Raw genomic sequence first — 14,239 nt, 5'->3', positions numbered from 1 at the left:
GGAGCAAGCCATGGCGGCGGCCGTTTTCGGGGTGCAAGCGAACAGCTGTTTGAGGACGGCGTTTACGGCCAGCCGGGGGCTGGCCGTTCGTCCGAGTTCTGTGAGCGCCCGAAAACGGTTGTCGACATGGGAAGCCTCGGCAACGCCGAGGCCGCAGCGACCTGAGCGCGCCGGTGCAGGCACGCCACGGCCGCTAAAGAACTCAAAAACATCCCCATCCCCCTCTTCCTGCTTCCCAAAAATCCATCACCAAGCACTCCGCCATAAGCCTGAATAGGCTGAGCCCCGGCCTTGTCCCACTACAAATAAGTTATTTTCATAACGCGCTCAAAATTTTATTGACTTCCAAAATCCAGAGAATAATAATGAGCGAATTCAAAAATGAGTTTGCTATAAATTTGGGTGCAGATATGGAAACAAACCCCGTTGTAGTGGCAGGAGGAGGGCCTGTCGGTCTGGTGGCCGCGCTGGCGTTGGCGCGCCAGGGTGTCGAGGTGATCGTGCTGGAATCGGAAAAGGCAATTCCCCGCGACCTTCGGGCCGGAACCTTTCACCCCCCCACCGTTGAAATGCTGGACGCCTTGGGCGTCGGCGGCTCCTTGCTGGAAAAAGGCATCAAGGTTCCCGAGTGGCAGCTTCGCGACCGAAGCAGCGGCGTCGTGGCGCAGTTCGATCTGGGCCTGATCAGCGACGAAACGCCACACCCCTTCCGCCTGCACTGCGAACAGCACAAGCTGTCGCAAATCGTTCACGACGCGCTGACCGAACTTCCCAACGCCCGAGTGCTGTTCTCCCACCGCTGCACCGGCTTCACGCAGGATGGCGGGGGCGTCTCGATCAGCGTCGAAACTCCCTCCGGCCCCGAAGAAATACGCGCTTCATACCTGGTTGGCGCCGATGGCGCGCACAGCATCGTGCGCAAGACCATGAATGCCGAGTTCGAAGGCTTTACCTGGCCCGAACGCTTCCTGGTGTTCGCCACACCCTACGACCTGCGCGAACAAGGCTTTACCGGCAATGCCTATGTCGCCGATCCCGACGAATGGTGCGCTATCTTCGTCCAGCCGCATGAAGGGCCTCCCGGCATATGGCGCATCGCGTTTCCGACGCAGCCCGGCATGTCCGAAGACGAGATCCTTTCCGAGCAATTCGTGCAAAGCCGGATCAAGGGCTTTCTGGATCCCGACCAGGATTACGAAATTGCCTACCGCAGCGTCTACCGCGTTCATCAGCGCGTGGCGTCCACCTTTCGCGAGCAGCGGGTGCTGCTGGCCGGAGACGCGGCGCATGCCAACAACCCCCTGGGCGGCATGGGCCTGAACAGCGGCATCCACGACGCGGTCAACCTGGCTGAAAAGCTGGCCGCCGTATTGAGCGGTGAGGAGCCGCAGGATTGCCTGGACCGCTATGTTCGCCAGCGCAGACAAACCAATATCGAGTATGTCCAGGCCACCACGATCCGCAACAAGCGACTGCTGGAAGAGCGCGACCCCGACATACGGCAGGAGCGGCTGGATGAAATGCGCAAGACCGCCGCGGACAAGGACAAGGCGCGCGCTTACCTGCTCAACTCGTCGATGATCGCCAGCGTACAGCGCGCGCGGCAAATACAGTAAAACCGCAAGGAGGAGACATGAGTACAAATACAAGACCCACAAGACCCGGAAGCATCGATGTGACAGAGCTCATCGATACATCCAGGATTACGAAATTCCACGTCAGCCTGTTGTTCTGGGCGTTTCTGATCATGGTGGTGGACGGGTTCGACCTGCAGGCCATCGGCTACGTCGCCCCGACGCTGATCAAGGCCTGGGGCGTCAGCCGCGCCTCGTTCGGCGCCGCGTTCAGCGCCGGCCTGGTGGGCATGATGTTTGGCGCCTCGTTGGGCGGATCGCTGGGCGACCGCCTGGGGCGCAAGCGCACGGTGCTGGCGGGCGCGGTGTTCTTCGGCATCTTCACCTTGCTGACCGCGATGTCCACGGGGCTGACCAGCCTGATCGTGCTGCGCTTCATCGCCGGAATCGGGCTGGGCTGCGCCGTGCCCAACGCCATTGCGCTGACCAGCGAATACTCGCCCAAGAAGCACCGGGCGACGATGATCACCATCATGTTCCTGGGTTACACCATAGGCGCGGCGCTGGGCGGTGCGGCGGCGGCCGCGCTGATTCCGCGCTTCGGCTGGACGTCGGTGTTCATCCTGGGCGGCTGCGCGCCGCTGGTCGTGGCCGCGCTGTGCCAGTTCTTCCTGCCCGAATCGGTGCGCTTCCAGATTTTGCGCAAGGGCGCCAGCGCGCAGGCGAAGGCGCTGATGCAGAAATGGTTTCCCAACGCCGGCATCACCGCCGACAGCGAGCTAGTGGTGCGCGAGCAAGTGCGCGCCGGCATGCCTTTCACTCATCTGTTCACGGAAAACAGGGCGGCCTTCACCGTGCTGCTGTGGACATGCTTCATCGTGAACCTGATCACGCTGCATTTCATTGCCAGCTGGCTGCCGACAGTCATCTCGAGCACGGGCGTACCCTTGCAGCGTGCGGTCATCGTCACCTCCTTGTTTCAACTGGGTGGTGCGGTGGGCGGCATCATCATCAGCCGCCTGCTGGACCGCGGCAGCCTGAAACCCTTGGTCGGCTTTTTCGGCCTGGCGGCGGTGACGATCGCGTCGATCGGCCAGGTCAGCAGCGGCGCGCACATGCTGGAGGTCGTCGTGTTCGCGGCGGGGCTGTTCGTGGTGGGAACCCAGTTCGGGCTGAATGCCTTGGCCGGCAGCTCGTATCCCACCTTCATCCGTTCCACCGGTGTGGGTTGGGCGCTGGGTGTGGGGCGCGTGGGGTCGATACTGGGGCCGGTCGTCGGCGGAATCCTTATCGCCCTGAAGCTGCCGCTGCCCTATATCTTTCTATACGGCGCGATTCCCATGCTGGTCGGCTGCGCCGCCTCGTTCATGCTGCTGCGCCTGCGTGACAAGGCGATTGAGCGCGGCGAGAACCTGGCCGTGGTGGCCGGGGCGCATTGAGCCGTACTTTTAAATATCCGCCTCGCCCGGGGCCGGCGCCACGCCGCACAGGGCCAGCGCCATCAGCTTGCGCAGGCGGGCAATGCCGAGGTCGGCTTGCGGGCTGTCGTCGTTGAGCCAGCGGCGCACTTCGGTCAGGTAGATGGTCATGAACAGTGCGGCGATGTCGTCGGCGCTGTTCTTGGCGCCGATCTTGCCCGCCTTCTGCTTGCTCACGATAATGGACAACAGCAGCTCGACGATCTGGCTGCGCCGCGCGTAAAAGCGCGCCGTTTCCGGCCCCTGGCTGGTCGAGGTGGAAAGAAAGTCGAACGTCGCCTGCACGGCCGGGCGGGCCAGCCGCGGCTCGCCCGCCCAATATCGGTAGCGCCTGCCAAAGAAGTTGGTAAGCTGGTCGATGAGCGGCGCATCGTCCTGGATCTGGCCGAGCTCTTCGCTTAATTCCGCATTCACCCGATCCAGGTCGTCGTTGATGATCATCATCAGCAGGTCGCGCTTGTCCTTGGCGTACACAAAGAGCGTGCCTATCGCCACCTCGGCCCGTTCCGCAATTTCGCGGGTGGTGGCGGCATCGTATCCCTTTTCAAGAAACACCTCGCGCGCCGCTTGCTTGATGCGGCGGCGCTTCTCCAGCTTGCCGCGCGCGCGCAGCCCGAGCTTGGCAACGGGGGCCTCCGTCTTGGCCGTAGCGGTTTGCGGCGAGGGAGTGGATGCTGGCATAAGGTATTCGGCGGAGTCTGGCCGCGGACATTGAAGGAATGCCTGCGATTATAGCTATAGTCGCTCTAATAATATAGCGTGATCAAAATTGATCGGGATGGGTTTCGACGCTAATCCCCCCCGCAAGGCCGGGGAGCGTCCGTGCCGGCAAGCGAAGTTGAAGCAAGCCATGGCGGCGGCTGTTTTCGGGGCGCAAGCGAACAGTTGTTTGAGGACGGCGTTTACGGCCAGCCGGGGGCTGGCCGTTCGCGCGAGCTTTTGCCGCCGGGCCGCCCCAAGGCAAAAGGCGCCCCCTAGGGGGGCAGCAAGCCACGTAGTGGCGCAGCGTGGGGGGCACTCTATGTGAGCGCCCGAAAACGGTTGTCGGCATGGGAAGCCTCGGCGTAGCCGAGGCCGCAGCGACCTGAGCGCGACGGTGCGGGCGCTCCACGGCCGCTTTAGAACCCAAGCAACAAACGACCCAATAAGCAAAAGACCCAGTCAACGGCCAGGCCTATAAAGCGCTTTGAATGAAATGCGCTGCTCGGCGCCGCTTACCCCTGCTCTTTCAGCAGCTTTGCCGCCGCAATCGCGAAATAGGTGAGAATGCCGTCGCCCCCCGCCCGCTTGAACGCCAGCAAAGACTCCATCATCACCTTCTCGCCATCCAGCCACCCATTGGCCGCCGCGGCCTGGATCATCGCGTACTCGCCGCTGACCTGGTAGGCATAGGTCGGCATGCCGAACGCGTTCTTCACGTCGCGCAGGATATCCAGATAAGGCAGGCCCGGCTTTACCATCACCATGTCAGCGCCCTCGCGGATATCGGCTGCCACCTCGCGCAGTGCTTCGTTGCGATTGCCCGGATCCATCTGGTAGGTGGCCTTGTTGGACTTGCCCAGGTTCACGGCCGAGCCCACCGCGTCGCGGAACGGGCCGTAGAAGGCGCTGGCGTACTTGGCCGAATACGCCATGATGCGCGTATAGATGTGCCGGTCGGCTTCCAGCGCCTGGCGGATCGTGCCGATGCGTCCGTCCATCATGTCGCTGGGCGCCACGATGTCCACGCCGGCCCGGGCTTGCGCCAGCGCCTGGCGGGTAAGGATTTCCACGGTCGGCTCGTTGAGGACATAGCCCTCGTCGTCGATGACCCCGTCCTGGCCGTGGCTGGTGTAGGGGTCCAGCGCCACGTCGGTAAGTATGCCCAGCTCCGGGAAGCGCTGCTTGAGCGCCGCGACCACGCGGGGAATGAGGCCTTCGGGGTTGGTCGCCTCGATGCCGTCCGGGGTTTTCAGGCTGGCGTCGATGACCGGAAACAGCGCAAGCACGGGGATGCCCAGGGCCACGCATTCTTCGGCCACCGCAAGCAGGGTGTCGGGCGAATAGCGCACCACGCCGGGCATGGAAGGCACCGGCTGATGCACGTTCTTGCCCTCCATGACGAACACGGGATAGATAAGGTCGTTGGCCGTCAGCACGTTTTCGCGCACCAGGCGGCGCGAGAAGTCGTCGCGCCGGTTGCGGCGGGGGCGGTACGAGGGGAAGTCGGCGTCGACGATGAAAGAAGTCATGGCACTACCTTTGGAGAAATCCAGTTTTCGATGTAATTGCCGGCATCTTCGATGCCGATGCGGTGCGTGGAGGAAAAGGGTATCGCAGTAAGCGCACCGATTTCCGCCAGATCTTTTTTGACCGCGAAAACCGCCTTGACCCGCTGGCCGTAGGGCAGTTTGTCGGCCTTGGTAAGCAGGGCCAGAACCGGCTTCTGGGTGGGCGCCACCCAGTGGGCCAGGCGGCGGTCAAGCTCTGTGACGCCGCGCCGGATGTCGATGAGCAGCACGATGCCGGCCAAGGAGGCGCGGGTGATCAGGTAATCGCCCAGTACCTCGGTCCATTCTTCGCGGGCCTCTTTGCCAATGGCCGCGTAGCCGTAGCCCGGCAAATCCACCAGATAGCCCAGCGCGCCATCGGGGTCGAGCGGATCGGGAATGCCGAAAAGATTGATCAGGCGGGTGCGGCCGGGCGTTTTGCTGGAAAATGCCAGGCGCCGCTGGTTGGTAAGAACATTGATGGCCGATGATTTGCCGCAGTTGGATCGGCCCACGAAGCAGACTTCCGGCGCGCCGGGCGGCGGCAACTGGTCGAGCCGGGCGGCGGAGGTGGAGAACGAGGCGCGGTGCAGAATGGACAAAGGGAGTACCAGGTGTGGTTATTGTGGGTCGAATCTAGCCCCTATTGTATAATTAGAGGTTTGAAACTGTAGAAGCCTTTTGATTGCGCCCTATAGCAGGCCTGCCCGGCAGGCGGGGCCGCAGGCGGAAGGCGGGTATCGGCGGCATCCCGGCTTTGGACTGCCCGCCATTAAGAATAACGATCGGTCGAGGTTTTCATGAAGCGTGTGCTTTCCAGTATCTTCGTTGCCAGCAGTTTGCTGCTTGGTTCCACATTGGCCAGCGTCAGCTACGCGGCCGATGCCGCCCCGGCCAAGCCCGATGCAAAAAAAGGCGAACAACTGTTCGTCAACGGCGATGCGGCGCGAGGCATCCTGGCCTGTGCAAGCTGTCACGGCGCGGCCGGCAACAGCACCATCCCCACCAACCCCAACCTGGCTGCCCAGCCGCACGAATACCTGGCCAAGCAGCTTGGCGACTTCCGTTCCAAAGACGGCAAGCAGCCACCCCTGCGCCGCGGCGTAAACGGCGCGAACACCGTCATGACCACGTTCGCTTCCCAGCTTACGCCTGAAGACATGCAGAACATCGCGCTGTACTTGTCGCAACAAAAGCTCGACTACGACAAGGCCGCCACCGCCACCAACGAAGCCACCATGGAACTCGGCCAGAAAATCTGGCGCGGCGGCATCGACGAGCGCCGCGTTCCGGCCTGCGCGGCCTGTCACTCGGCCAATGGCGCGGGCCTGCCCGGCGAATTCCCCCGCCTGGCCGGCCAGTTCCCCAGCTATATCGCCGAACAGCTCAAGCTGTTCCGCAGCGGCGATCGCGCAAATGGCGCGATGATGCACGACATCGCCGACCGCATGTCCGATTCCGAGATCGCCGCGGTTGCCGATTACGCCGCGGGCTTGCGTTAAAAAATATAAATCGGCGCACGGGCTCACCCGGCGCCAGTACACGTTATGCAATGGGGGAGCCGATCGTGGCGCCCCTATTTTTTTGCGAATGAAATTGTGAATCAAACTTCCGCCCTTCGTCGTTGGGGTTCTGACCTGCTCGAACTGCTGGGATCCATGCGGTTCGCGGTCAGCCTGCTCATGTTCATTTGCGTGGCCAGCCTTATCGGCACCGTGCTGCAGCAGAATCAGGCGCCCAGCACCTATGTCGACAGGTTCGGGCCGTTCTGGTTTGCTTTGTTCGACAAATTTTCCATCTGGCATATCTACAACAGTTGGTGGTTCTTGCTGATCATGGGGTTTTTGGTGGTTTCGACCTCCATTTGCCTGTTGCGCAACGCCCCCAAGATGATCCGCGATGCGCGCTCTTTTCGCGAATACGTGCGCGGCGGCAGTTTGCGGGCCTTCCATCATCGCGTCGAACTGGCCAGCCCGCTTGCGCCCCAGGAGGCCTCGGGCCGCATCGAGCAGTGGCTGCGCAGCCATGGCTACAAATGGAAGCGGCGCGAGGATGACGAAGGCGTGCTGCTGGCGGCCAAGAAGGGCGGTGCCAACCGCCTGGGCTATATTTTTGCCCATGCCGCCATCGTGGTCATTTGCGTGGGCGGCCTGCTGGACAGCGAACTGCTGCTACGCCTGCAAGTATGGCTGGGCGACAAGCACCCCATTACCCAGAACATGATGATTGCCGACGTCCCCGAGTCGGGCCGCCTCCCGGCCGGCAACCCCAGCTTCCGCGCTAATATGCTGGTGCCGGACGGCAGCATCAGCGGCAATGCCATCGTCAGCCTTGAAAACGGCGTGCTGGTGCAGCCCCTGCCGTTCTCCATCAAGCTGAACAAATTCGACGTCGAGTACTATTCGACCGGCATGCCCAGCAGCTTCAAGAGCGACGTCGAAGTCATCGACCATGAAACGGGCAAGACCTTCAACAAGGTCATCGAGGTCAACGAACCCTTGCGCTACAAGGGCATAACGGTTTATCAGTCCAGCTTCGACGATGGCGGCAGCAAGCTGGAATTGCTGGGCTACCCCTTGCACGGCTCCGGCGAGCAGACCTTCGATGTCGAGGGCGTGGTCGGGCAGGCCGCCAAGCTGCCGGCCGCCGCGGGCGTCTCGAATGTGAGCGTCGATCTGACGGGCTTGCGGGTCATCAACGTCGAGAACCTCGACAACGGCAAAGAGCCGCAACCCAAGGACGTGCTACAGCAGGTGGCGGCCGTAACGGGCAGCGCCGCCGGCGCCAAGAACGAGCACTTGCGCAACGTCGGCCCCAGCGTCCAGTATCGTGTGGTCGACAGCAACGGCCAGTCGTATGAGTTCACCAATTACATGCTGCCCATGCAGTTGGATGGCAGCGAGGTCTTTCTGGCCGGCGTGCGCCGGTCCGCCGCCGAGCCCTATCGGTACATGCGCATTCCCGCCGACGCCAACCATTCCGTGGCCGAGTTCATGAGCTTGCGCGCCGCCCTGAACGACCCCGGCATGCGGGCCCAGGCCGCCGAGCGGTTCGCCCAGGCCAACGCCAACGATGCCGCGCAGCGACCATTGCTGCAGAAAGCGGCCGAGGGCGCGCTGGAATCGTTTGCGCGGGGCGGCTTCAATGAAATCGTCGTCAAGGTTCCCTCTGCCGAGCGCGAGAAAGTGCTTGGGTTCGCCGTGCCCATGATTCAACTGTCGCTGGCCGAATTGCGCGACATCAACCGCGCCCGGAACGGCCTGGCGCCGGTGGATCGCAGCAATCCCCAGGCGCAGCAGGCCGCCATGCGCTGGACGCAAACCGCCCTGCTGGCCTTTGCCAATCTGCCCGATTACCCCGCTCCGGTGTTCTTGTCGCTGAAGAATTTCCAGCAGGTGCAGGCCAGCGTGTTCCAGGTGGCCCGCAGTCCGGGCAAGAACATTGTGTATCTGGGCTGCATATTTTTGGTATTAGGCGTATTCTCGATGTTCTACATACGGGATCGCCGCATCTGGGTCTGGATCAGACCACAAGGGCAAGGCAGCGAATTGCTGGCTGCCATGACATCTCAACGACGCACCCTGGATTTCAGCCGTGAATTCGAGCGCTTCAAAGACGCTTTCAAGCGCCTGTCTACGTAACGAGGTTTAGCATGTCCGACACCACTCTCAATACGCCTGCGTGGCAGGATCCCATGGTTTCGAGCGGGGATTCGCGCGGCCAGCGGGGCAAGCCCGACTGGACGGATATTCTGTTCTTCCTGATTCTTGCCGTCGGGGCGGGCTATGCGCTGTCCAACTATGGCAGCTACATGGACTACTACGAGAAGCTCATCCTGTGCGGCGCCGTCGTGGGCTTCAGCTGGGCGGCCTGGCTTTGGCGGCCTTTGCGCGCGCTGATGGTGGCCAGCGGCCTGAGCGCGCTGTTCGCCATCTGGCTGTACAGCAACGGCCATGGGCTGGCCCAGGGCGACATCACCCGGGCCGAAAGCGTCTTCTTCCTCAAGTATCTGTTCTCGTCCCAGTCGGCCATCTTATGGATGTGCGCGCTGTTCGCGCTGGCGACCATTTGCTACTGGGTCGGCTTCGTCAGCAAGACGGCGGCCTGGATGGGCACGTTCCTCACCTGGGGCGCGGTGTACGCCGGGGTAACCGGCCTGCTGGTGCGCTGGCGCGAAGGCCATCTGCTTGGGCCCGACATCGGCCACATTCCCGTCAGCAATCTGTACGAAGTCTTCGTGCTGTTCTCCCTGATCACGGCCTTGTTCTATTTGTATTACGAGCGGCGCTACGCCACGCGCGCGTTGGGCGGCTTCGTGCTGATGGTGGTGACCTCCGCCGTCGTGTTTCTGCTGTGGTATTCGTTCACGCGCGATGCCTATCAGATCCAGCCGCTGGTGCCTGCCCTGAAAAGCTGGTGGATGAAAATCCACGTGCCGGCCAATTTCATCGGCTACGGCACCTTCTCCCTGTCGGCCATGGTGGGTTTTGCCTACCTCATCAAAGAACACGGCGAAACCCGGTCCCGGGCCAGGCTGATCCCGCTTTTCGTGCTGGGCGCGGTGCTGTGTGCCGAGCCCTTTATTTTCGGTTCCCGGGAAGTCTCGCTTACCTGGATGCTGTATTTCGGGCTGGGCGCCATTATTGTCGGCACCATCCTGGCTTTCCGCGGCCCCATCTCGCGCAAGCTGCCGTCGCTGGAAGTGCTTGACGACATCATGTACCGGGCCATCGCGGTGGGCTTCGCGTTTTTCACGGTGGCCACCATATTGGGCGCCCTGTGGGCGGCCGATGCCTGGGGCACCTACTGGCAGTGGGATCCCAAGGAAACCTGGGCGCTGATCGTCTGGCTCAACTATGCAGCCTGGCTGCACATGCGCCTCATGAAAGGCCTGCGCGGCCCCATGGCGGCGTACTGGGCCCTGGGCGGCCTGCTGGTGACCAGCTTCGCCTTCCTGGGCGTCAATATGTTCCTGTCGGGGCTGCACTCCTACGGAGAGCTGTAAGAAAAGAAAGGGCTCCTTCGGGAGCCCTTGTTTTTGGAGGGTGCCCCCCGCTACCCAGGTTTTTCCGTCTTAGGCTTCCTGGCCGAGGTGTTCGCTGATGAATGCGCGGGTTGCCTCGTCGTCGATGAAATCGACGACGCAGCGCGCGTTCAGCATTTCCTTGGGGTCTTTGGGGTGAGAAACGGCGTAGCCCTGCACGTAGTCCACGCCCAGTCTGGCCAGGGTCTCCAGGGTGGCGCAGTCTTCCACCCATTCGGCGATGCTTTGCATGCCCAGGTTGTGCGCCAGGGCCACGATGGCCTCCACGATGGCCACGTCGGCGGGGCGGGCGGTCATGCTCTGGATGAACGAGCCGTCGATCTTCAGCGCATCGGCCGGTAGTTGCTTAAGATATGAGAACGACGTGTATCCGGCGCCGAAATCGTCCAGCGCCACCCGCACCCCGATGCTGTGCAACTGCTCGATGAAGGTGTGGATGTCGTTGAGGTCCTTGAGCGCCACGCTTTCGGTGATTTCTATGCAAAGCAGGTGGGCAATGTGCCGGTGCAATTGCAAAAGGCTGAAGAACTCGTCGATGAACTTCTGGTCGTTCAGCGACATGCCGTTCATGTTCAGGCAGATGAAATTGGTATTGCCCAACTGGCCTTGATGCTTGTCCAGCCATTCCAGCGTTGTCTGGATAATCCACTTGTCCAGGGCTGGCGCAACGCCGCTTTCCTCGGCCGCGGCGATGATGGTATTGGTTGGCACCAGTTTGCCGTTGGCGTCGCGCATGCGCAGCAGGACTTCGAAATCCAGGCTGTTGAAGGGGTTCTTCAGCGACATGATGGGCTGCATCACCAGGAACAGGTTGCGGGGCGAGAACCCCGTGCTGAATTCCCGCAGCAGCTGGAATTCCTGGCTATGTTCCGCCTTGGCGATATCGGCGTATTCGTGCACGACGATCTGGTTGACGCCGTTGCGCCGGGCCAGGCGGCAGGCCCGGGCCGCCGCCAGGATCACTTCTTGGGGAGGCTGCTTGGGGTTGGCCACTTCGACCAGCCCCATCGAGGCGTTGAGCTGCAGCGTGCGGGTGCCGATATAGCACGGCGAGGCCTGCAGGTCGTTCATAATGGCGTGCGCCAGGAACTGGGCGTCGTCGATGAAGGTATTGCAAAGCAGCAGGATCAGTTCGGAGCCGCCGATGCGGCCCAGGAACTGGCCGCTTTCCAGCTTGGCGCTGACGCGGGCGCAGGCTTGCCGCAGGACGTCGTCGCCGGTGGTGTGGCCGTATAGGTCGTTGACGGTCTTGAGCGAGCCGAAATCCAGGTAGCCCATGGCAAAAGGCTCGCCCCGGCTCAGTCCGTGCAGGGCATTGCGGGTGCGTTTCTCGATGCCGCGCTGGTTCAGCGTGTTGGTAAGCGGATCGTGGTCGGCCAGCGTGACCAGGGCGGTGATGGTTTTATTGCGTTCCGAGCGCTCGTTCTCGGTGACGACCAGCGCGATGAGGGCGCTGGAAACGATGGTGGCCGCAATATGGATGCAGGCTGTATTGAGAATATGCAGGTTGATGAGCGTGGACAAGGCCTCGAGCACACCCGTGCCGGCCGCAATGACGACGAGCATGCCGGCGCTGTACCAAAGCATGTCGCTGGAATAGGCGACGACCTGCACGCGGTAGATGATGGCCGCGGCAATGAAAACCCCGGCGGCGGCCATCCACCACATCAGCTGCAGGAAGTGTTCGTACGGAACGTACGGGACAGCCGCCAGCAGCACGATTCCGGGCACCATGCCCAGGCGCAGCAGGCCCGTTTGCCGGGTCTTGGCCAGCCCGGTCTTGAACAGCTCGGTGAACAGCGTGAATGTCAGGAGGTAGTACAGGGCACAGGTCAGCTTGCGTATATACGGCAGCGCGGCCACGGGAATGTCCTGGCCCAGCCATTGCATGTCCCAGCCCATGGAGGTGGCGGTGATGCGCAGGTTGCCGATAAGCCAGCCCGCAAACAGAACATAAAGCCATTTCCGGCTGATGGCGGCGAACAGCAATAGCGTGAGGGACAGCGTAAGCACGCCGCCTTCCAGCATGTAGATGGCATGGAACGAGCCCGGCCCGAAACCTTGGGGGTCGTTGTTGATAAGCAGGGACAGTACGGGTAAAAAAGAGACGGCGGCAGGAAGCGCGACATACGTCAGGGCGCGAAGCACACGGTCGAACAGCCTGAGCGGATCAGGAGCAAAACGTGCGATATCAGACTCAGGGTTTTGCATGCTTTACCATCGCAGCGCATGTGTGAAATGGACAACGGACGACATGTGCATTGACTGTCATGATGGAAGATGGAGAGCCTGTTTTTTTACACGAGGTAGTTTGTATAAACGGCACCGGGCCCGGTAGCTTTAGAGTATATATGGATTTATCGTGTGAATATTATCTGAATGGACCGGTACAAAGGTATGGTCAAAGGGTTGGGCCCCTCAATACCCGTCAAGGAGCCGCCCGACCTTCAATCCAGGGGGATTTCGCCGGCGAACAGGCTTTCTATGGTTTCGCGGGGGCGAACCACATGGCAGTTGTCGCCATCGACCATGATTTCCGCGGCGCGGGGGCGCGTGTTGTAGTGGCTGGCCATGGTGAAGGCGTAGGCGCCCGCCGACATGATGGCCAGGAGCTCCCCCTGTTTCAGGGCGAACCGGCGGTCGCGGGCCAGCCAGTCGCCGCTTTCGCAGATGGGGCCCACGATGTCGTAGGTTCGCACTTCGTCGTGGCTGGGCGGGCCAACCTGTTCCACGCTGTGCCAGGCGTCGTACAGGGTCGGCCGGATCAGGTCGTTCATGGCGGCATCGACGATGGCGAAGTTCTTGGTGTCCCCGTGCTTCAGGTATTCGACGGTGGTCAGAAGTATGCCTGCATTGCCCACCAGCGATCGGCCGGGCTCCAGGACTATTTGTAACGAATCCAGCCCCTTTGCGGCCAGGCGTTCGAAGACCTGGTCCAGCAGCGTCTTGGGCGTGACCAGGGTTTCGTCGGTGTAGCGGATGCCCAGCCCCCCGCCCAGATCAAGATGCTCTATATGAATGCCGAGCCCGGCCAGCGTCTGGATGAGCGCGATGAGTTTGTCGAGCGCGTCCAGATAGGGGCTGACTTCCGTGATTTGCGAGCCGATATGGCAGTCGACACCCACGATGCGCAGGTTTTGGAGCTGCGACGCGTACTGGTAGACCCGGACGGCTTCCTCGATGGCGATGCCGAATTTGTTTTCCTTGAGGCCGGTGGAAATATAAGGATGGGTCTGGGCATCGACGTCGGGGTTGACGCGCAGCGACACCGGGGCGACGACGTCCATCTGGCCGGCCACCTGGGCCAATTGCGCGAGTTCGGCTTCCGACTCCACATTGAAGCATTTGACCCCGGCCTTCAGCGCCGCCTGCATTTCCCAGGCCTGCTTGCCCACGCCAGAAAATACGATCTTGCCGGGGTCGGCGCCCACGGCCAGCGCGCGGGCGAGCTCGCCGCCCGAGACGATATCGAAACCCGCCCCCAGTTTTCTGAACTCGTTCAGCACCGCCAGATTGGAGTTGGCCTTCATGCCGAAGCACACCAGGACGTTGCGGTTTTCGGCGGCCGAGCGGTAGGACTCCCAGGCGTCGCGCAGCGCCTGGCGCGAATACACGTACAGCGGCGTGCCGAACTGCCGGGCCAGAGCGGGCAGGGGAACGTTCTCGGCATGCAGGACGCCATTCTTGAAGTCGAAATGAGGAGCAACAGTCATTGTGAGGCTATGAATAAGAGGATATTGAGTGCTTTGCGCGGGTCTGAACGAGATGGAACGCGGCGGGCTCGAACTCCGGCGGGAGCGCCTACTTTACAGGATTTGCCGAAGCCGGCGCGGCGCTGCCGATTGGGCCAGCGTCGGTGGCTGGCGCTTTGGCGGGGGCCGGGCTGGCCGCCTT

General features: G+C 62.0%; 10 protein-coding genes. 5 read left to right on the top strand and 5 right to left on the bottom strand.

From position 1 onward, the window contains the following. The first annotated feature begins 410 nt into the window (after positions 1-410). Positions 411-1,616: an FAD-dependent oxidoreductase gene (locus tag VNT00_RS12265; protein ID WP_325587854.1), complete on the top strand. Its 1,206-nt coding sequence runs from the start codon at positions 411-413 to the stop codon at positions 1,614-1,616. Between the two features lie 17 nt (positions 1,617-1,633). After that, positions 1,634-3,013, top strand: coding sequence for an MFS transporter (locus VNT00_RS12260; protein ID WP_325587852.1), 1,380 nt, complete (start codon positions 1,634-1,636; stop codon positions 3,011-3,013). Between the two features lie 9 nt (positions 3,014-3,022). On the opposite strand, the gene VNT00_RS12255 is transcribed toward VNT00_RS12260, so the two are convergent. The 3 genes from VNT00_RS12255 to yihA form a co-directional block, all read right to left on the bottom strand. Beyond that, entirely contained in the window at positions 3,023-3,733 is a 711-nt protein-coding gene (locus tag VNT00_RS12255) for a TetR/AcrR family transcriptional regulator (protein ID WP_325587850.1), read from the bottom strand. Positions 3,734-4,266: 533 nt separating this feature from the next. Further along, complete coding sequence (gene hemB, locus VNT00_RS12250; protein WP_325587848.1) at positions 4,267-5,283, bottom strand: porphobilinogen synthase; 1,017 nt, start codon at positions 5,281-5,283, stop codon at positions 4,267-4,269. Then, complete coding sequence (yihA, locus tag VNT00_RS12245; protein WP_325587846.1) at positions 5,280-5,903, bottom strand: ribosome biogenesis GTP-binding protein YihA/YsxC; 624 nt, start codon at positions 5,901-5,903, stop codon at positions 5,280-5,282. The genes hemB and yihA overlap by 4 nt, the downstream gene beginning before the upstream one ends. A gap of 198 nt (positions 5,904-6,101) precedes the next feature. On the opposite strand from yihA, the gene VNT00_RS12240 reads away from it, so the two are divergent. From VNT00_RS12240 to ccsB, 3 genes are all read left to right on the top strand, one after another. Beyond that, positions 6,102-6,803: a c-type cytochrome gene (locus VNT00_RS12240; protein ID WP_325587844.1), complete on the top strand. Its 702-nt coding sequence runs from the start codon at positions 6,102-6,104 to the stop codon at positions 6,801-6,803. Between the two features lie 156 nt (positions 6,804-6,959). Further along, the gene (locus VNT00_RS12235; RefSeq protein WP_325587856.1) at positions 6,960-8,942 is read left to right on the top strand and encodes a cytochrome c biogenesis protein ResB; all 1,983 of its coding nucleotides are present in this window, start codon (positions 6,960-6,962) and stop codon (positions 8,940-8,942) included. A gap of 11 nt (positions 8,943-8,953) precedes the next feature. Further along, positions 8,954-10,306: a c-type cytochrome biogenesis protein CcsB gene (ccsB, locus tag VNT00_RS12230; protein WP_325587842.1), complete on the top strand. Its 1,353-nt coding sequence runs from the start codon at positions 8,954-8,956 to the stop codon at positions 10,304-10,306. Between the two features lie 69 nt (positions 10,307-10,375). Here the strand turns inward: ccsB and VNT00_RS12225 are convergent, their stop codons facing one another. After that, a complete protein-coding gene (locus VNT00_RS12225) occupies positions 10,376-12,556 on the bottom strand; it encodes a bifunctional diguanylate cyclase/phosphodiesterase (RefSeq protein WP_325587840.1) in 2,181 nt (726 codons plus the stop codon). A gap of 236 nt (positions 12,557-12,792) precedes the next feature. After that, positions 12,793-14,058, bottom strand: coding sequence for a diaminopimelate decarboxylase (gene lysA, locus VNT00_RS12220; RefSeq protein WP_325587838.1), 1,266 nt, complete (start codon positions 14,056-14,058; stop codon positions 12,793-12,795). Positions 14,059-14,239: the final 181 nt, after the last annotated feature.

This window comes from Eoetvoesiella sp. (assembly GCF_035555955.1).
Lineage (GTDB): Bacteria > Pseudomonadota > Gammaproteobacteria > Burkholderiales > Burkholderiaceae_B > Eoetvoesia.
The sequence above is the reverse complement of the archived record's forward strand: the minus strand, read 5'-3'. Positions and strand labels throughout refer to the sequence as shown.